A 19239-nucleotide genomic window follows, 5' to 3' on the forward strand; every position below is an offset into this window, starting at 1 on the left:
ATCATGCAGCCGTCGCGGTGACCTCGATCGAGGCCGATTGGTCTTCCCAGGAAATGGTCTGTGCGTTCTGGAAGTCGTCGACGCGCCCGATATCGAGCCAGAGACCCTCATGCTTGTACACGTGCACGGTTGTGCCGTTCTGCATCATCTGCAGCATCAGGTCGTCGAACCCAAAGGGTATGCCGGATGGGATAAACTGCAGAACGTCCGGGTTCATGCAGTAAATTCCCATGCTGACCAGATGCGAGAGGGTCGGCTTCTCGCGAAAGACCTGCACGGTATTGTCGACTTCGTCGATGACGCCGAAATCCATCTTGATCAGACGACAGGCTGTTGCGATCGTCACCGGATCGGTGTGCTTACGGTGCGCTGCTACAAATCGACTGAGGCTTAGATCCGTAAGGACGTCGCCATTGAGAACGATAAACGGCTCCGTCAGTTCATCCCTGATCAAAGACAGTGGCCCGATGGTGCCAAGCGGCTCCATCTCCTGCGTATATCGAATTTTCAGGTTCCACTGCGAGCCATCTCCACACACGGTGCGGATCAAGTGGCCGAGATACCCGGTTGTAATATAGACTTCCTGAATACCGTTGCGTCGCAACCATTTCAGAAGCATCTCGAGAACCGGCCGTGCGCCGATCGGCATGAGCGGCTTCGGCAAGACCGAAGTGAAGGGGCGGAGGCGTGTTCCCATTCCTCCACATTGAATCACCGCTTTCATCCTGGTCCTCCCTTGTTCATTCGGCCTGAACGCTATCGTCACGGGCCGGCTATCCTGCCTTGGTCAGCACCCGGGAAACACGTTCTTTGCCCCTCCGAAGAACCGGTGAGATTTCCCGCAGAAGACCGGTGAGATTTCCCCACCGATCCCTGATCCGGACATTGCATCTGGATGGTATGTGGCCGTCGGGGTGGATGTCGTCGTGCATTCGAATGGTAACAATTCGGCCGTTTTGCTGTTCTATATCTTTGGATCTATGGCAGTGCTGAATGACCAGCCGGTCTGTCAGCTTTCCAAAAGGTCAGAACGTATGTTCGACGACGTTCGGCGGGTTCGCTCACAAGGGGCAAAAAAAAGAGGAGCGTTTCCCGTTATTTAAGATTATATTAGAAATTCGGCGTTTGTGGTGTTGGGGGTGCCGCGGCGTCGGCTGGATGAATCGACGAGTGAATGGCTACGACTTCAGGCCCATCACCGTTCAATCCATTCAGATACGCGTTGGGGTAGTTCAATGTATCGAATCGTCATCGCCGACGATCACGGCTTGTATCGTCGCGGCTTGCGATTGGCACTGACCGCAGGCATTCCAGGTGTAGAGATATTTGAAGCGTCTTGTTTCGACGCGGTGCTCAGTTTGCTGGCGGAGCAATCGTTCGTGGATCTCGCGATCCTGGATCTGAATATGCCAGGCCTGTTCAATCAAGAAGTGCTCGGCGGGATCCTGTCCGCCTATCCGGATACGCGATTTGCGATCGTTTCCGGAAACGATTCACGCTCGGAAATACTCACGGCTCTGTCGATCGGGCTTCACGGTTACATCGTAAAGTCGCAGACGGACGAAGAGGTTGTTTTGGCCGTCAATGAAATCCTCTCCGGGCGCATCTATGTTCCCGCACTTCTGTCACGCTCGGGTGCAACGCAAGCAACCCACGCGCATACCCACTCCGAGAAGGGCCCACAGCGACGTACCGCTGGCGTCAACCTTGGCAGGCTGACCTCGAGGCAAAAGGAAGTCCTCAAGCTGATGGCGGAAGGCTATTCAAACAAGGAAATTGCGCGCGATCTGGAAATCGCGGAGGCGACCACGAAAATCCACGCTGCTGCGGTTCTGCGTGAATTGGGGGTACGCAATCGGACCGAGGCTGCCGTTATGCTGAAGACTTGGCTTTCGAGACATGCCAGCTAGAGCGCCGCGCGTCCTTTTGGACGTGCAACGGCATCCCATGACTCCTCACGCATATTACTGCATATCCCAAAGCCACGGCGCAGCTTTGGGCCAACGACATTCTTGGAAAGAACACTGCCCATCTCAAAGGCCGCTCAGCGCCACCCGCCTTTAGATATCTGCTTCCGATTGTAGCACTGCACTACAATCCGATTTCCTTGCGCGACAGCCGCAGCGAATACCGCAACCCTTGGTCCGATATTTCCAGCCTGGGAGAGTGACCGACAAGCGGCGCTCCATCCACTCCGATTATCATGGAACCGAAGCCATGACGGACTACACTTGAGGTCCGCCGCCGCCCCGATTCCACCCACTCGAACACGACATCGCTGCCTGTGTCTTCAGCTGCGAACGTCCAGCTTACGTCGATCCGGCCTTTTGAATCGCCAAGCGCTCCGTATTTCATGGAATTGGTGGCAAGCTCGTGAACGATCATTGCAAAACTCTCGGCGGCGCCTCCCGATATCGCCACGGACGGACCGCTGACCGATATGGCGCGTGTCCCCATATAAGGGTGCAACTCTTGCGCAACGAGATCGTTTATCGCCCCCGATACGCTGCCGTTGCGTGAAAGAAGCAAATGGGTTGCCTCGAGCGCGCGTATCCGATCGATCAGCATTTCCTTGTATTTGGCGACGTTGTTTCCGGGAACATCGACCATCTTCACGAGCGCCGTGATCACCGCGAAAACATTGCCGAATCTATGACGCTGTTCGAGCATGATGCGCTCCCGCTTCTTTGCCGCGGCACGCAGCAGCGTGGTTTGTCGTCTCTCGCTCAGATCGGCAGCCACTCCAAGCCGCTGTCCACCATCATCATGTCTTTCCTCCCTTCCGCGCAGCGCAACCCAGCGGATATGTCCGTCCGGTCGGCGGACACGTATCTCAACATCGTAATTCGTGACCGATGGTGCGGCCTTTCTCGATGCCGCCAGCTTTGGCCAGTCCGCCGGATGGACGACAGCTGACAGTTCCTCCAAACTGCGGCTATTGGCCTGGGCCAGGCCGAGAATGTCCCAGAACGTGTCCGAGCCCGTGACTGTCCCGTCTTTAAGGTCGATGCGCCACGTGCCCAAGCGTCCAGCAGACAGAGCGAGGTCCAGCCATTCCTTCTGAGCCCGAAGCGCTTCGTGAACAGCGCGTCGTTCCGAAATATCGTCGACCACCACGAAGATGCTCTCCGAGAGTCCCCCCTTGGGCACGGACGAAGAAAGCGTTAGCCGAGCCCAGAATGCCATACCGTCCTTTCTTAACAGACGGACCTCGGAAACGAACGAAGAGATGTCATTGCCCAGCCTTGCCAACAATTGCGCCAAGGTATGCCGGTCGTTCGGATGGGCGAGCGTATCGAGCCGCAATTGGGCAAGCTCCTCCTCCTTGTACCCGGTCATCTCGCAAAGGCGTTTGTTGGACTGAAGCAACTCACCTTTCTCGTTGGTGTTCGCGAATCCCAGGGCAGCACGTTCGAAGGCCCAACGATAGCGGCTTTCTGTCGCTTCGACGGCAGCTAGCCTGGCCTCCGCGACTTCCAGCAACTCACGCAAGTCCTGCCGAAGGCGATGGAACGTCATGGCAATTACCCCGCCCGAAACCAGAAGCAGGATTGCGCGTGCCCAATCTCCATTTGAAATGTGATCGTGTCCTCGCGCCCACAGGCCGACAGTCACCATCAGAATGGTCGCAGCAAGCGCTGCCACGCGGTCTTCGAGATAGGCGATAATAATAATAGCCGGAATAAATTCCAGAAAACTGGCGCCTTGCCCAATATAGGCTGACGATTTGATTTCAAATATCAGTGTGGCAGCTAACACCGATGCAGAGGCAATATGAGTTAGCAATCTGCCCGACGGGTTCGAATTCGACCTGCGCGACTGCGAGCTCATGGACACAGACTACAACCTTCTGACTAGCCCGTCGAGACTAGAGCAAAAAACGTACAGCTTAGTACCACTGCCGGATTGCCATACCGCTATCATAGCGCGCATTTTATCGGACGCAGCGGGGCCTAAGAGCTGCCTTAGAACTGTCGGATCATATTAAGTTTTTCAAGGTGGCGATGAACATATTATCCGTCAGCGCATAGAAGACTAGAATCCAGCGACACATAGAAGACTACATGAATCCCGAATACTTATTTCGGGCGTGTGAAACTTTGGGTTAGGGGTAGAAAATGAATCTGATCGATAGACAGGTCAATGCTTCTTCGAGCAATCGGTACATTGCTACGAGGACCAGGTATGATTTTGAAGCGCGGAATACGCGGCCCTCTTCTGGTCACCTTGCCGATCGCGCATCGGATCTATTGGACGCAAGGTTCGGCGAACAAAAAGGCCGCAGTCTGGAATCCATAACCGGCGTGCTTGATCGCATTGGCTGTGGCTATCTCGTGCTGAATCGCGAGAGAAAGGTGGTCGAGTGGAACGCAGCCGCCCAAACCACGCTTGAGCGCCAGGGGGAAGCGGCCGACACTGCGAGCGGGCTTACGACCGCCCTAAGGCGGCTGATCGCAAATGTTCCGGGTCAATTCCTGCCGGGCTCACTATCCTGGGTGGTGATCCGCAGCAGAGGCGACCGTCCGGTGATTCTGAACGAGAACGGCGTTATCGCTCCCGACGGAACGAGCATTGTGGCGTTGCTGGATCGGGATAACAGATCTGGGCCAAATCCTCGCACGTTGCAAAGAATGTTTGGCCTGACGAGCGCAGAAACGCACCTCGCCTTGCGCCTGGCTCAGGGCGACGCTCCTTTGGAGATCGCTCGCAGCTGGCGCCTCAGCCGCACCACGATCCGTTCCCAGCTTGCCTCGCTGTTCGCCAAGACCGAAACAAAACGCCAGGCGGAACTGGTGGCCCTTCTTGGCCGCATTTCGGTCCTGCCGTAGAGGCAGGCCACTGGATACCATCGCCGGACGTCGGCATCCGCCCGGGGATTCAGACGGCGCAAGTTGGAGTGTCATGACTTGGCAGGTCGTGCACCGCATGACGGAAGCCGCAATCCCGGACCGGCCATTCGGTACTGTCGAACGGATTCGAAAGGCGACAAGTTGGACAACGATCTAGGCAGCGAGTCTGTTCTTGCCGCAGCGGAGAAGGTGGAAATCGCTCGATCGCGTTCGGACCGCGCGGTGAAGAGACTGGCACGGACCGGACCGATCGTCGTCACCGGCGCGGCAGGCTTCATTGGTTTTCACGTCGCTTTGCGGCTTTTGCGTCTGGGTGTCGAAGTCATCGGCGTCGACAATTTCTCCCCCTACTACGATCCACGACTCAAGGAAGCGCGATTTGCGCGCCTCTGTACCGAGTCGGGCTTCACTCCGATGCGAATTGATCTGGCGGATGCGGCGCGTGTCCAGTTGCTGTTTTCAGAAGTTCGACCTTCAAACGTTGTGCATCTCGCGGCTCAGGCCGGCGTGCGACATTCACTAGTTGACCCGCATGCCTATCTGCAATCGAACATAATAGCCTTTCTCAACGTTCTTGAGGGCTGTCGGCACTTCGGCGTTAGTCACCTCGTCTATGCCTCTTCGAGCTCCGTCTACGGCTCAAATCGAACCATACCGTTTTCCGAGCATCACGGCGCCGATCATCCTGTCAGTCTGTACGCCGCAACCAAGCGTTCAAACGAATTCATGGCGCACTCATACAGTCACTTGTTCGGCTTACCTATGACTGGACTGCGCTTCTTCACCGTTTATGGCCCCTGGGGCAGGCCCGATATGGCGGTCTATATGTTCACGCGTGCGATTATCGAGGGGAATCCAATCGAAGTAGCCAATGCCGGCCGCGTGTGGCGAGACTTCACCTATATCGACGATATCGCTGAGGGCGTGGTTCGAGCACTTGCTGCACCGCCGCGGCCCGATCCGCATTGGGACCCCTTCACCGCCGATCCTGCTACAAGTTCCGCGCCGCATCGCGTCTACAACATCGGCAACGACTGGCCCGAGGAGATCAACCGGCTCATTTCGATCATCGAGACCGCCCTTGGCTGCCGGGCGCTTCGCGTGGATGTGCCGTTGCCGCCTGGCGACGTTTTAGAGACACGCGCCGACGTCAGCGACCTTCGCAAGGCCGTCGGCTTCGCCCCGACGACGCGGCTTGAGGACGGAGTGCAACGCTTTGTCGAATGGTACCGGGACTTTCATGGAAGGGATGCCGCGACCAGCATACGGCAACAAACGTTGGTGCATGTAGAGGCCACCGTGTGATCCGCGCCTTGTCGGAGCGACGGATCCACGCGTCTGTTATCCTGTCGGGGCTGCTGGTCTGGTCAAAAGATCAGCTGATGCCGCACAGCGTCACGACGACATTTTCCGGTCATCGATGCCCCGCGCGATCCTCGCGCAAATCAGCTTATCGCGGGCAGTTCCAATGAGCGATCTCGATTCGGAGACTGAAGTTGCACTTGGCACGGAGCACAAAGAATTCGCCGCATCCGCGCTCTGCCGAACAATGTCATTCAGATGGATGATGGTGACGTTCGGGCTCCATCGTAAGCTCTATTCGACCGCATTTTGCCTCCTCGGAATCGCGAGCTCATGTCCCAAAGCTACTTTCTGAGATCCAGGACGGTTGCTACGGTCGAGAAAATAATCACCCGTGTTCCTCCAAGCCCGATCGGCGGTATTCTTCGCGCGGCAGGAGGCGTTTCGGCCATGGCGATTGCCGGCCAGCTGACCCTGGTCGCCGCCATTCCCGTTTTGGCCCGGCTCTATTCCCCGGCAGATTTCGGGATCTTCACGATTTACCTGTCGATCGTAAACATCCTCGGTGCGATCGCAGCATTGCGTTTCGAGGCCTCGCTTTATGGGGTCAAGGACAGTGCGCAGGCGTACGTGACCGTTAAGCTCATTCTCCTGGCTGTCTTGGTGACGAGTGTCCTGGCCTTTGGGGCAGGACTGCTGTGGGCGAGCATCGCTCCAGCGCGAGTTGGCCACCTCGCCTGGCTCATTCCACTTGGGATGGGGGGTGCCGGCCTCGTCGAAGCAATGAACTGCTGGAGTCTGCGCGTAGGCCTGCTACGCGACTTCGCCCTCGGCCGCCTGATTTTGCCGGTGACCATGGCCCTGCTGCAACTAACTTTTGGGCTCGCCCATTTCGGAGGCGACGCGATGGTGCATGCTCATATCCTGAGCCAATTCATCTTCATCGGAATCCTCGGCTCTCGGATTCTGAGCAGGAAGGACATAGGCGGCATCGCCCGAGCGCCGTGGCGGACCGTCTTTGCAGTCGCCAGGCGAGAATACAAGTTTCCATTGTTTGACATTCCGTCGGCCCTAGCGAGTTTTGCCATCATCAATCTTCCCGCAATACTCGTTGGTTCGCTGTTTGGCGCCGCTTTTGCCGGCTACCTGGGAGTTGCGTCACGGCTGGTGACTGCACCCGTCACGCTGATCGCCAACCCGCTTAGCAATGTTTTTGTATCTGAGGCGAACAAAACCAGCAGTCGCGCCCATTTGCTCGGCACCGCGCACGGCCTCTTGATGCTTTCAGCCGGCCTCACCGCATTGCCAATATTAGCGCTTGGCCTGGCCGCGCCATATATCGTCGTTCCCCTCTTGGGCGCGCCCTGGGTTCCCGCCGCAGACATTATGACCGCGCTGGCGTTCATGGGTGCCACGCAGGCGTTGTCGACACCGCTTCAAGATGTCCCGGCTCTTCTGCGACGGCAAGAGGTACGACTTCTCGTCGACGGCGCGCGGACGGCGCTTGTATTTGGCCCGCTACTCGCCGGTGCTGAGGCAGGTTGGGAACCACTCAAAGTCATTTATCTGATGGCGGCCGGCGGCGCCGTCGGGTTTGCACTGAAAACGGCGGCCTCTCTGTATCTTCTCCGCCACTACGTCGAACCATCGGGAGCCGCCATACCAAAGCAGAGTCATCATCTCGAGGGAAAAACACCATGAAGCACTCGCAGCTTGATCAGCTTCTAACGACCGATGTGGTTGACCAACATCATCGCGCTGATGCTTCGCGACTGCGCCCTTTCATTTCAGTTGCCATCCCGACCTTTCGCCGACCGGACACGATCCGCCGGGCGATGGATAGCATTCTGAGTCAAGATTTCGCCAGTTGGGAGCTGGTCGTCAGCGACGACGAGGGCCGAGAGGGAGCGACCTGGGCAATCGTCACCGAGTATGCACGGACCGAGCCTCGCATCCGAATTGTCGAGAACGGTCGGGGCCGGGGTCAGGTCGAGAATACCAACAACGCCATGCTCGCTTGCGTCGGAAAATGGATCAAGCTGCTCCATGACGATGACTGGCTCGCCCCAGGCGCACTCAAGACCTTTGCCGAGGTTTCCACCAAGCATCCCTCGGCTGCATTTATGACCTGTGCCGCGAATATAATTGAAGACGATCGGATGAAATTCCGATTGCCACCGCAAGGGCGACAACGGATCTCCGTCTACTCGAGCCAGCAATGCCTAACGGACCTCTATCTGGTCCGTACGACGCGGAGCCTCGGGATCATCCCGTCGACGCTGTTGATCAACCGCGACGTCATTCACGCGGGTTGCCTGATGCGCGCGCACAATTCTATCCCGGCCGGAGTCGACCAGCTGTTCTTTGTTGACCTGGCATGCCACGGAGACATGGTCGCGATAAATGACGGCTTGATCTTCTACGACGCGACCAATCACCCGAGCATCACTACAACTAAGAATTTTGATGAAGTTGATCAAGTAACTCTTGCCGTCAAAGAGCTTAACTGGAATCTAATTCAGGATCGTAAACACCTCCCTCGCCCCGAGACTTTGTTACGGGCGCTGCGGGTTGCTCGTATTCCCAGCAGATTCCACCAGCAGTCATGGCGAGCGACGATCCAAGATGCCATGCAAATTCTTCGCCCATCAGTTATGAAAATTGCGAGCCAGCACATTCTTACTTACGTGTTCGCCATCCGCCCGAGACTGGGCCGGTTGCGTAGCCAGAGGCGAATTTAGCGTGGCGGCATCATTGAGGCCTGCGTTGGCCGGCTGGCACGCATTCTACACCGTCGAAGGCGGCTTTCCTTCGTCCAGGCTTCGGGGATAGCGAGATGACCATTTGTCCGGCGTGTGGCAGTGTATCAACCGCAAAATTGTTCGAAGTGACAGCAGACGAGGCCTCTCGACATTTCATCAATCCGCGTCAGGACCCCGATCGCTCCCGAAAGTTAACAAGCCACCTGTCGGATCTCTGGGGCCGTAACACTTGCGACATTCGCAAATGCGCAGATTGTGGATTCGGTTTCGCAGATCCGTTCGTCGCCGGCGGCTTTGAGTTTTATAACTTAGCCTGGGCGTACCCTTCTTATCCAACTATGAAATGGGAATATGCAAGAACAATCGAAGAGCTCGCGGGCCTGAATACTGGCGGAAAGACTGCTCTCGAAGTGGGATCGGGGTTTGGGTATTTTCTCGACCGCATCAAGAATAAATTCTTCCATACTTCGGATATTTCTGCCGTCGACTACAATGAAACGGCGCGATCAGTACTGGCGTCAAAAGGCTTCAAGACATTTGCAAGCGACTTTCGAGATGGCAGCTTCAATTCCATGAAAGGGGCGTTCGATTTTATTTTCATGTTTCAGGTCTTCGAGCATATGGACCAAGTGGATGAGGTTTTTGCTCGCTTAAAATATCTTCTGAAGGCGCAAGGATCTGTTTTCATTGCCGTGCCAAATGAAAACAGAACGTACTATATGGAGTCTCACGGTTCGCTCGTAGACATGCCACCAAACCACATTGGCCGATGGACGAAAGGAGCCTTCGATGCCATATGTCGGCGGCACGGCTTGCAATTGAGCAAATGCGAGCGCGAGCCGTTCAATCTCGCCAAATTCCTGAAGCAAGACATCGTCCACAGCTTTTTGCGTAAGGGACAAAAACCAGGTAGTGTGAGTGAGTTCGTGCGGGCCTTGCCGCGAAGCAAAGCGCAACGAATGGCGCAAGGTTTGACCGCCCTTGCGATTTCACCGTCACGCTTGCCGGCATGGGCATACGCCATCAGGAACGCATCTACGATGGGCGGGAGCGCACTCTGGGCTAAAATCGACAAAGTCTCGTCACCTGCGCCACGGATTCATCGCCAAGCCAAGCAGTAATGAGCGGTGCCACGCCGCTTGCAGCGGGAAGGTGATTTTGACACCACCAGGCTGCTGGACCTGCCAAGCAGACGAAGGATGGCATCAGGGGCGTCGCCTCAGGCGTTGCTCCCGAAATTCATGAATGCCCGTCCGGCGGCTCCTGGCCAGTAGGTTCCGTTGTGACACCTCGGCCCCACGCTCCGGACGGATCTCTCCGCGGCAACCCCGGCTACGGGCGAATGGCCCGCGCCGGCAGCCGATCGGCGCGGCGCCTAAAACGGGGATTTTCAACGGGCGGTGGTGGGAAGTAGGCAACAGTAAAAGCCGAGCTCGTCATGCTCCCTCCAGCAAGAGATCAGCGCTGTCTCCAAACCGGTAACCCGCGTGCTTCCTGAGATTAACCTTCGTGAGAACGCTTGCGACGGGAACCGAAGCTGGCGTATCGCCCGCAAGCAAGTCTAGGACGCCTCGCGCGATGCTGCGTCGCGTTTTCGCCCAGCGAATGGCGAAAAGAACCACGTCACCCCAGCCTGTCAGGAGTCTGGCCTCTGGTCCCTCAAGCCCCAGCGGCCCATTTATGATGACCACCCGATAGACCGAGTGCAGTTCATCTTTGAAAGGGGAGCCATCGACACTGGACAGTAAGGGCAGCAGATCCTCCGACGGTGCGAGCGCCATGAAATCGATTCCGATTGCCGACATTCCAGCTATCGCATCACGCAGCGCACAACGGTCATTGATATAGTCTCCAAAAAAATTGTGCGGCTTACGTGCGCTGAATTCCTTCACAAACTCGCCTGTAAGGCGGCGGTCCGTGCGGTCCAGATCAATAAAGAGTACTCGCCCTCCAAGTCTTGTGGCCGCCAAGGCCATGCTCCATGCGAGCTCGGTCTTGCCATCATCCTCACTGCAGGATGTTATCAAGATTATGTTCGAGCAATCCCTCGCCCGCTGGGGCGCTGCAGCGACAAGCAGGGCCGTCACGGCGCGGCTGTATCTTGACTCCTGCTGACCTGAAACCAGCTGCTGCAGTCGCCTCGCGTGCGTTGTGGCAGCCTGGGGTATCAGCCCGAGGCACGGAACTTTGAGCGCGGCTTCAGCTTCGGCCTCTCCGTGCAAGGTGCTATCGAAGCGCTGGCGGACAAGTATGAAGATCCCCCCAATCAGGCCAAACACAACCATGCCGGGCGGAATAAGAAATATTGGCGACAGAGTCGTTGGATTGGTAGGAGGCCACGCCGCTGAGAGAAGCCTGACTCCGGGGGATGGACTTGCGATACGCCGCATCAAGTCTTGTTGCCGGGTCAAAAGGTCGTTGTAGCGCTGCGTCAGGATGCCGACCTGGGGCTCGAGAGCGCGCAATCCGGAAAGCCGGCCGGCTGTATCGGCCACAACCGCATCCAGGACGTCCTTACGCTTTTGCAGCACCGCTATTTGGGAGCGATAGATGTTCGTCTCGGCAGCGACGCGGGCGATTTCTTGTTCGATCTCACGATCGATCGCATTTGTGACATCCTCATCTGTTGTGCCGTTGGCCTGGCGTGCCAAGAGATCGGCCAGCACGGGTGATCCGATGGTTTCGGCTACCGCGGCAACCGACGCGCCCCCCTTTCGCAAGTCCTGAATGTGTTGAAGTCGAGATTCCGATGCGGAGAGATCGGCTTTCGACAAGGAGATTTGCTGGGTGAGTTCGACTATCTCCTTGGCGGCATTATCCGCTGCACCTTGGTCGATCGCGCCATGGCTCAGCCGATACCTCTCAAGACGATCGGTCGCTTCTGCGAGACTGTTCTGTGTAGCTGGAAGTCCGGCAACTATCGATTCAAGTTCCAGTCTGTCCGATGCTTGGCTTTTCCTTGCCAGATCGCCAATATACACTTGGACAAAGGTATTGGCGATCAAAGCAGCTCGCGCCGGATCGTGATCGGTGAAGCCGACACTGATGACCCTCGATCGCAGCTCCTGGCCGATCCTTATACCCTTACGGAGTATCTTGAGTTCAGCCGCATCTGGCTCCGCCGGAGTGCTTCGCGGCCAAATTTTGGCCAGCAGATCGGCTGTACCCGAGCGCAACTTCGGCGGCTCGACGCCCGCAGGGTCAGCAGCAGAATTTTCGGTAGCAGCATCAACCTTTCTAGTATTGTTGAGAGCGTCCGTTTTGCGCAGCGCTGCCACCACGCTTCGCAGATGGCCTTGCGACGAGAGCATGGTGATGTGGTCGTCAATGCTGGAATCCAGCACATCTTGAGTAGAGACCGAGCCGCCGGCAGGGGCTGCTCTACTAGGTGCGTCGACGATTACCTGTGCGGTGGCTTCATACAGGGCAGGCCGTGCAAGACCCGCAAGCGCGGCTAATACACCGCCAGTGATGACCATGGCCAGCAGGAACCATTTTTTTCTTGAGAGGGTAATGAGGAGCTGATGGAATGGGGTTTGCGTGTCCATCTGTTCGCGTAAAGGCCGTTTCATGCGCGGAGCGATTTCGCGCGCAGGCACGTGCATTTCGTTAACGTGCGGAAGGTGGATGCGGCTAACTATGGACCCTTCCATCTTAATCTCCTGTAAGTTCGGGCACGCGAGAACCCGTTGCTGTGGGCGATGGCCGCCTTGCCTCGTTGTGCCAGGCCTGGAACATCAAAGCGGGCCACAATTCACGAGAATGGTCGTGCCTGCCGTCAACGTGATCGCGCCAGCACGCATCCACCTCTGCAAGGTCGAAAATCCCGTCTCCGGACAAACGCATATCGGCGACAAGGTCGTTTGCCCAACTCAGCAGCGGGCCTCTCAGCCAGACTGCTATAGGAACATCAAAACCTTGCTTCGGCCGCTCGATCAGCCGCTGCGGAACGTACCGGCGCAACAACTGACGAAGAATCCACTTGCCTTTGCCATTACGAACTTTCGTATTCGTCGGCAGGCGCCAGGCAAATTCGACAACCCGATGATCGAGCAGCGGGCATCGCCCCTCGAGGCTGTTGGCCATGCTGGCGCGGTCCAGCTTCACCAATATATCCCCGGGGAGGTATCCAGCCATATCGTCATACAAAAGACGGGACAGCAGCCCATCAAGCCGGTGATCGACGTGAATTGATGAGGGTGGCTGGTGGAGGCTCAGGTTCTCGTTCGATGATCCCGTAAGTCGCCGATACAACTCGTCCTCGTTGGCTGCAGCAAGCAGCTGAGCTAGGCGATTCAGCCGATCCCCCCGAAGCGCATGCCGTGCACCCTCCGAAAGCGGCAGCTTGCCGACGAGATCGTGGCGGGCTGCACGGGCCAATAACCCAGTGCCTGCCGCGAGCGCCCGACGCAGTGCTGACGGCAGAATATGCTGTCGTCGCAGGCGGGCCGCCATGAAGTGGCGGGCGTAGCCGGCGAAGCATTCATCGCCACCGTCGCCCGACAGAGCCACCGTAACGTGCCGCCGGGCGAGCCGCGCCACCAGCAGAGTTGGTATCTGCGATTCGTCAGCGAATGGCTCGTCCCAGATCTGCGGCAGTTCTGGAATGACGTCGCGCGCTACGGCAGCCGAAAGGTGGAGTTCGGTATGGTCGGTCCCCAGATGGCGCGCGACTTCCGCAGCGTGGGGAGCCTCATCGAACCCGCCCTCTCCGAAAGCGATCGTGAACGTGCGCACGGGCTTTTCCGATTGAGCCTGCATAAGGGCCACAACCGTCGAGCTATCTATTCCGCCCGACAGGAAGGCCCCGAGCGGGACGTCAGCGATCATGCGCTCCCGAACGGCAAGTCGAAGCAGGCCGTCCAGTTCATTGGTGAGTTCCTCGTCGCTGCCGGCGACCTGTTCCGCCCGCCCTTCCGTGGCGGCTTCGGCCAGCGACCACCAGCGTCGAATGCGATGCGACAGAGAGGCGACACTGCGTTCCCCGGAGAACTCAGCGGCCGTTACCGACAGGACCGAACCCGGCGGCAGCTTGAACACGCCTCGCCAAATGCAGCTGTCATCCGGTACCCATCCCTTCGAAAGCATTGCCGCGGCCGCATCGATATCGAGCTCCTGGCAAAACCCTGGAAAACGGTTGATCGCCTTCAACTCGGAAGCAAAAACAAGTGCATCGCGTGTTGAGGCGATATAAAGCGGCTTTTTACCCATTCGGTCGCGGGCGAGATGGAGCGTCCTTGTCCTAAGGTCCCACAATCCTAAAGCGAACATGCCGGCGAAACGGGTGAGTGCTTTTTCGAGGCCCCAACTCTCAATTGCGGCGAGCATGACTTCGGTATCGCTGGCGCTCCGAAAATGATGGCCTGTACTCTCCAGCTCACGGCGCAAATCACGGAAATTGTATATTTCGCCGTTGAATGTAATGACATATCGGCCGCTTTCAGAATGCATCGGCTGACGGCCAGCCTCCGACAGGTCAACTATGGCCAGCCGCCTGTGACCGAAGGCGACCCCCGATTCACAGTTTACCCAGAATGCCTCGCCATCCGGCCCGCGGTGACGAAGTGCGGCCGTCATCTGCTCTATTGCCCTGAGCGGCCTCGTGTCGGCTGAATCGGAGGCAAGAAGAATTCCGGCAATACCACACATACCATTACCCCGGATTGTTGGAGATTGCAGAAACTGCTTTCGGCGTACCGGCGACAAGGCAGATGGTTAGCGCAAACCATACGATCGGGTGGCGGATGATCAGATGCGGCATCCCGAAGATGATGATTGACACCACGAGCGCTAACAGCGCGTCGAGCTTCGCACGCCACACCGATATGATGGCGGCGCCGACTATCCAGACCAGCGCCAGAACCGCAATGAGACCACCTTGAGTGTACAGGTCGAGGATCGTGTTGTGAGCCTCGAAGGGCCGTTCCAGAAATTGCGAGTCGAACACTGATGGGCGCTCGAGATGCGGACCTGGACCAAGGCCCAGCGACCCGGATTCGGCGCCCTTCTCCAGCGCTTCGTTCCAGAGATGCACGCGGAGTGCGACGGTTTCGGCAGTGGCCTCGCCGCCTTTGTCCTTGGTCAGGCCCTTGGCGAAATTTTCGAGGACGCTCGCCTCAGTTACGGCGTAAGGGGTTATCGCGATCGCCAACGGAAGGATACCGACAAGCAACAGGAGGACGGCTTGCCGTGAAAAGCTGACTCTGTTGCCACCGGTCTTGAGCCATGTCCTGATCCGCAGCCCGAGGAACGTCAGGCAGGTCAGGATGCTGGTGTACAAATAGGTATCGCTCTTTGTCAGCCTCCCGACATAGAAGGTCAGGAACAAGCTGGCGATCCCAAGAAACCTGCCCCATCGATTGCTGGTGGTGGTCGCAAGATGCAAGGCTAGCGGGCCAAAGATTGCGCAGTAGAGCGCGAGCTGGTTTGGATTATGCGACCAGCCACGAAAGCGGTCCCAGTACCAGGGATCGACGCCAGCTTGGGGGATCCAGCCCCAGCCCTGTCCCAGCTGAATGGCAAGCGCGATATTCGCGATGCCCACAACCCACCAGCCAGTACGACGCAGCCGGCGATCAGCGTCGGGTTCTGCAGCGGCAAGGCAGGTGATGCTGACCAACAGCAGGTAGGCCATCGTATCGTGCATCAGGCCCGTCAGATATAGAATTGTGGTCAGATAGCCGACGACGGTGCCGATCCCGAGAGCAAGCGCCATGATCGTCCAGAAGCTCACAAGGCGTGTCAGCGCCGGCCTTGTCTCCAGGTGGCCCCCGGCGAGTACGCGCCCAATCGACAGCATGATCCAAAGTACGATGAACAGTTCGCCAACCCCTAAGGGCGACCCTGGAATGTCGAGTTGCACCGCATAGGTCGTTGCGAGGCCGCAGGCCAGGATCGCGTCCCGGATCATCGGCGCCAGTCCAATCTGCTTCTCGCAGCACCCTCTCCAAACAAGATCGGAGACGCCGGTCGGGCGAGATCGCTGTGGGGTTTGGCGCCAAGGATATTTTTGTACAGATCGCAATATTGGGCCACCACCCGCGGCAGCGCGAACTGCTCCCGGACAAGTTCGACGGAACGACCGCCCATGACCTTTCCGCGACTGCGGTCGGAAAGGATGTCAACTATTCGAGATGCAAGACCATTGGCGTCGTGCGGTTGGACAAGATAGCCGTTCCATCCATCCTCGACCACTTCATTGCAGCCGGGCATGTTCGAGGCAACGATGGGCAAACCCGCCAGCCCTGCCTCGAGCAGGACGCGCGGGATTCCTTCCCGATATTGTGTGGGGAAGGCGAACACGTCGGCCATGCCAAGAAGGGCTGAAACATCGCGTCGTGGGCCAAGCGCGATAACATGAGGAGCGTGTCGATCGATTTCCGACTTGTCGACTGCAAATGGACCTTCGGACTCCCAAGGGCCGACAAGCACGAAACGAGCGTTAGGTCTTTTGGAAAGGACGCGGGGCACTGCTTGAAGCAGTATCGGGATGCCCTTCTGGCGGGTCAGCCGGCCCACAAAAATCACGATCTCCGCTGACTGGAGCCCTAATTCCTTGCGCATTTTCGTTGCCGGCGGAGCAAGATGCCTCGCCATGGCGAACGCATCGACGTCGATGCCAGAACTGCGGATCACTCTTCCGCTGCCGGGTTCAATTAATCGAAAGCGCTTGAAGAAGGCCTCATCGTCCCGGTTCTGAAACACCGTCGCTGCCGTCCAGAAGGAAGCAAGCCACTGCAGTCCGCAAAAGATTGGACGCAAGGCCAGAGCCCGCGGTTCCAGCGAGGAGAATGTCCAGCCGAGGCCGTTGATCGTGCGTACGACCGGAACTGTTCCGCGCAGCGAAAGGGGTGCCAGCAGGTTAGGCTTGGTGTCGAAACTTTGGACAATGTCAGGCCGGAGTTCCGCAACCAGTTTCCGAATCGCTCTTACGGCGGTCCACTCGCCACCGCCGCTGGCAAATCGGTCGAAACCGTAGCCGCGATGCGGAATGCCATGCCGCAAAAACGCAGCCTCATCGCCGGTCGAAACCGCTGTGACCCGGAAGCCGCTTTCGCGCAGCGACATTAGGAACGGAATTCTCAGGGCGTGATCTTCGCCTCCCACACAAACGAGATGCGGATTCATCCCAAAGCTCCCGTCCGTGCGCCGTGTTTCGGTCGCATGAAGTAACTACCTTTCGCATCTGCTTTCATGGTTCTGCTTCGTTACTTCTGTGCGCGTGAAAGGGTACGGTAGGAGGAGGCTTGCCTACTGTCCTCGTCTGTTTGAATGAGGTAAACCGCATTGGGATCACGGCCTTACGCATAGCGCGAAGCACCTCGACGGCATCTTGTGGATACGCCGATGAATTGTGCCTCGAACTCTGGCGAGTTCTGCCAAGCCGGACTCGTCACTGATAAGCCAACCGAAGAAAGCCCTTCCGACAGTCGTGCGCTGTACGGCTGCTCTACGCTGGGATTCCTAAGCTCCCTGTCCGGTCCGCGTGTTACCAGGCATGATGATCAGCCCTCTCACCCACAACCCCTGACGCGACTTGCCTTCATGCGACCAGCGGGCAAGCCGATTCGACCCCTCCGATGTCGGAAACTGATCTGCCGACCGATATCCCGCGACGCGCGGGCAGACGCTTACGAATTGTCCACAACTAATTGGTTGCGGCAACGAGACTACGAAGGGCCTTGTCCCTTAGATTAAATGTTCTTCTGATATGTAAAGTTGCAGGTTAACAGCTAAATTAACAATTGAATTCCGCGACATGCAGGCTAAATTTTTAGACAATTAAACTATCTATTTCCAATTAATTGGATTGATCTGCATAGCCGTGCGAGCTTAACGTGGTTATATTCTTGATATTTATTTAATACATCTATTGGGATTTCTCTCTTCGTGCAGCATTCCTATTGGCGATCAACCATTCTATCAGCGCCTGCAGGTATGTGATTTGGCGCTAATATACACCCTCTAGTAGGCAATCCCCGGGGCGCTATCGAATGAGACAAAGGAATATTGGATGGCAACTCTGCACTACGCCTCGGGTGGTTCCGCCACCGAAATCGCAACCGCCGGCTTCAATCTGGCTGACGTTCAGTATGTTTCGCTGGTCAACGCATTGCCGGATGGCATGAAGGGTCTGGTGTACCTCAATGAGCACGAGGGCGTAACCTCATCCTTCATCGAGAAAATGACCCCCTTCCTCGGCAATCCGAATGTGTTTGGGTTCTATCTTGTTGACGAGCCCGATCCCACCGGCAGGTGGGGCACCTACGCAACCGCTGAGAATCTGAAGGCGGAATCCGACTGGATCCATGAGCATTTTCCAGGCGCCAAGACCTTCATCACCATGATGAACATGGGGTCCCCGACCAATCCGGATTTTACGAACACCTACAATCCGGCCAACACGCATATCGACTATTTCGGAATAGACCCCTATCCGGTGCGCACGGGAACGGACACGGTCGATTATGACATGATCGATCGAGCCGTGGCTGCAGCGGTGAAATCGGGCATCCCGGTTAGCAACATCGTTCCGGTCTATCAGGCCTTTGGCGGCGGTAACTGGGAGACTTCCGATGGCGGAAGACAGGTCATGCCCACCCCCGAACAGATGCAAATCATGATCGATCATTGGGCCGCACTGGTGCCGTCACCTGCCTTCGACTACACCTACAAATGGGGAACGCAGAACGGCGACACCGCACTTGAAAGCTCCCCGGAACTGCAAGCCGTTTTCCGGGAGCACAACCTCGCTACCACCGGGACCGAACCGCCTCCCGTCGAGACAAGCGACACCTTGTATGGCACCAGCGGCGACGATGTGTTTCACGGAGCCGGCGGCCACACGATGATCGGCTATGGCGGCAATGATACCTATTATGTCGACGATGTCCGCGATAAGGAGATTGAGGCTGCGGGCGGCGGTACCGACAAAGCATTCGCCTCCGTAAGTCATGCGCTTGCGGCCGGATCGGAAATCGAACTTCTCGCCACCAACAGCCCGTCCGGCACCACGGCGATCAACCTGACCGGCAATGCGTTCGCCCAGACTATCCAGGGCAATGCCGGCGCCAATGTCATCAACGGCGCCGGTGGGGCCGATACGTTGGTCGGCTATGGCGGCAACGACACGTACTATGTAGACAATGTCGGCGACAGGGTGTTCGAGTCGGTGGGCGGTGGTACAGACAGGGTGTTCGCTACTGTAAGCCACACGCTTTCGGCCGGCTCGCAGATTGAGCTTCTTGCCACCAACCCGTCAGGCACATCGGCAATCAACCTCACCGGCAATGAGTTCGCCCAGAGCATCGGGGGCAACGCCGGCG

General features: G+C 57.4%; 13 protein-coding genes. 7 read left to right on the forward strand and 6 right to left on the reverse strand.

Features of this window, described 5'->3' with window-relative positions; genetic code table 11:
* Position 1: 1 nt before the first annotated feature.
* Positions 2–724, reverse strand: a complete 723-nt coding sequence (locus NKH78_RS25330; RefSeq protein WP_023675619.1) for a nucleotidyltransferase family protein — start codon at positions 722–724, stop codon at positions 2–4.
* 511 nt (positions 725–1235) lie between these two features.
* On the opposite strand from NKH78_RS25330, the gene NKH78_RS25335 reads away from it, so the two are divergent.
* Positions 1236–1910 carry a LuxR C-terminal-related transcriptional regulator gene (locus NKH78_RS25335; RefSeq protein ID WP_352480474.1) on the forward strand — a complete coding sequence of 225 codons (675 nt, stop codon included), beginning with the start codon at positions 1236–1238 and terminating at the stop codon, positions 1908–1910.
* Between the two features lie 181 nt (positions 1911–2091).
* Here the strand turns inward: NKH78_RS25335 and NKH78_RS25340 are convergent, their stop codons facing one another.
* Complete coding sequence (locus NKH78_RS25340; RefSeq protein ID WP_352507237.1) at positions 2092–3831, reverse strand: PAS domain S-box protein; 1740 nt, start codon at positions 3829–3831, stop codon at positions 2092–2094.
* 287 nt (positions 3832–4118) lie between these two features.
* Here NKH78_RS25340 and NKH78_RS25345 point away from each other — a divergent pair, with 287 nt between their 5' ends.
* The 5 genes from NKH78_RS25345 to NKH78_RS25365 all read left to right on the forward strand — a co-directional run bounded on the left by NKH78_RS25345 (position 4119) and on the right by NKH78_RS25365 (position 10035).
* The gene (locus tag NKH78_RS25345; RefSeq protein ID WP_352507238.1) at positions 4119–4829 is read left to right on the forward strand and encodes a helix-turn-helix transcriptional regulator; all 711 of its coding nucleotides are present in this window, start codon (positions 4119–4121) and stop codon (positions 4827–4829) included.
* A 243-nt stretch (positions 4830–5072) separates the two neighbouring features.
* Positions 5073–6155 (forward strand): NAD-dependent epimerase/dehydratase family protein, encoded by a 1083-nt coding sequence (locus tag NKH78_RS25350; RefSeq protein WP_352689632.1) that lies wholly within the window; start codon positions 5073–5075, stop codon positions 6153–6155.
* 447 nt (positions 6156–6602) lie between these two features.
* Positions 6603–7853 (forward strand): lipopolysaccharide biosynthesis protein, encoded by a 1251-nt coding sequence (locus NKH78_RS25355; RefSeq protein WP_352507239.1) that lies wholly within the window; start codon positions 6603–6605, stop codon positions 7851–7853.
* Entirely contained in the window at positions 7850–8893 is a 1044-nt protein-coding gene (locus NKH78_RS25360) for a glycosyltransferase family 2 protein (RefSeq protein WP_352507240.1), read from the forward strand. The genes NKH78_RS25355 and NKH78_RS25360 overlap by 4 nt, the downstream gene beginning before the upstream one ends.
* A gap of 95 nt (positions 8894–8988) precedes the next feature.
* Complete coding sequence (locus tag NKH78_RS25365) at positions 8989–10035, forward strand: class I SAM-dependent methyltransferase (RefSeq protein WP_352884548.1); 1047 nt, start codon at positions 8989–8991, stop codon at positions 10033–10035.
* Positions 10036–10350: 315 nt separating this feature from the next.
* On the opposite strand, the gene NKH78_RS25370 is transcribed toward NKH78_RS25365, so the two are convergent.
* From NKH78_RS25370 to NKH78_RS25385, 4 genes are read right to left on the reverse strand one after another with little or no spacing between them, the layout of a single operon-like run.
* A complete protein-coding gene (locus NKH78_RS25370; protein ID WP_352884549.1) occupies positions 10351–12567 on the reverse strand; it encodes a GumC family protein in 2217 nt (738 codons plus the stop codon).
* A gap of 1 nt (position 12568) precedes the next feature.
* On the reverse strand, positions 12569–14563 hold the full coding sequence (gene asnB / locus NKH78_RS25375; RefSeq protein ID WP_352884550.1) for an asparagine synthase (glutamine-hydrolyzing): 1995 nt from the start codon (positions 14561–14563) through the stop codon (positions 12569–12571).
* A gap of 4 nt (positions 14564–14567) precedes the next feature.
* Positions 14568–15776, reverse strand: a complete 1209-nt coding sequence (locus NKH78_RS25380) for an O-antigen ligase family protein (RefSeq protein WP_352884551.1) — start codon at positions 15774–15776, stop codon at positions 14568–14570.
* Between the two features lie 44 nt (positions 15777–15820).
* Positions 15821–17041 (reverse strand): glycosyltransferase family 4 protein, encoded by a 1221-nt coding sequence (locus NKH78_RS25385; RefSeq protein WP_352884552.1) that lies wholly within the window; start codon positions 17039–17041, stop codon positions 15821–15823.
* Positions 17042–18026: 985 nt separating this feature from the next.
* Here NKH78_RS25385 and NKH78_RS25390 point away from each other — a divergent pair.
* A partial coding sequence (locus NKH78_RS25390) for a calcium-binding protein (protein WP_352884553.1) occupies positions 18027–19239 on the forward strand: 1213 nt, incomplete at its 3' end.

It is taken from the genome of Mesorhizobium sp. M0910 (assembly GCF_040319465.1).
In the GTDB taxonomy this organism is placed as follows: domain Bacteria; phylum Pseudomonadota; class Alphaproteobacteria; order Rhizobiales; family Rhizobiaceae; genus Mesorhizobium.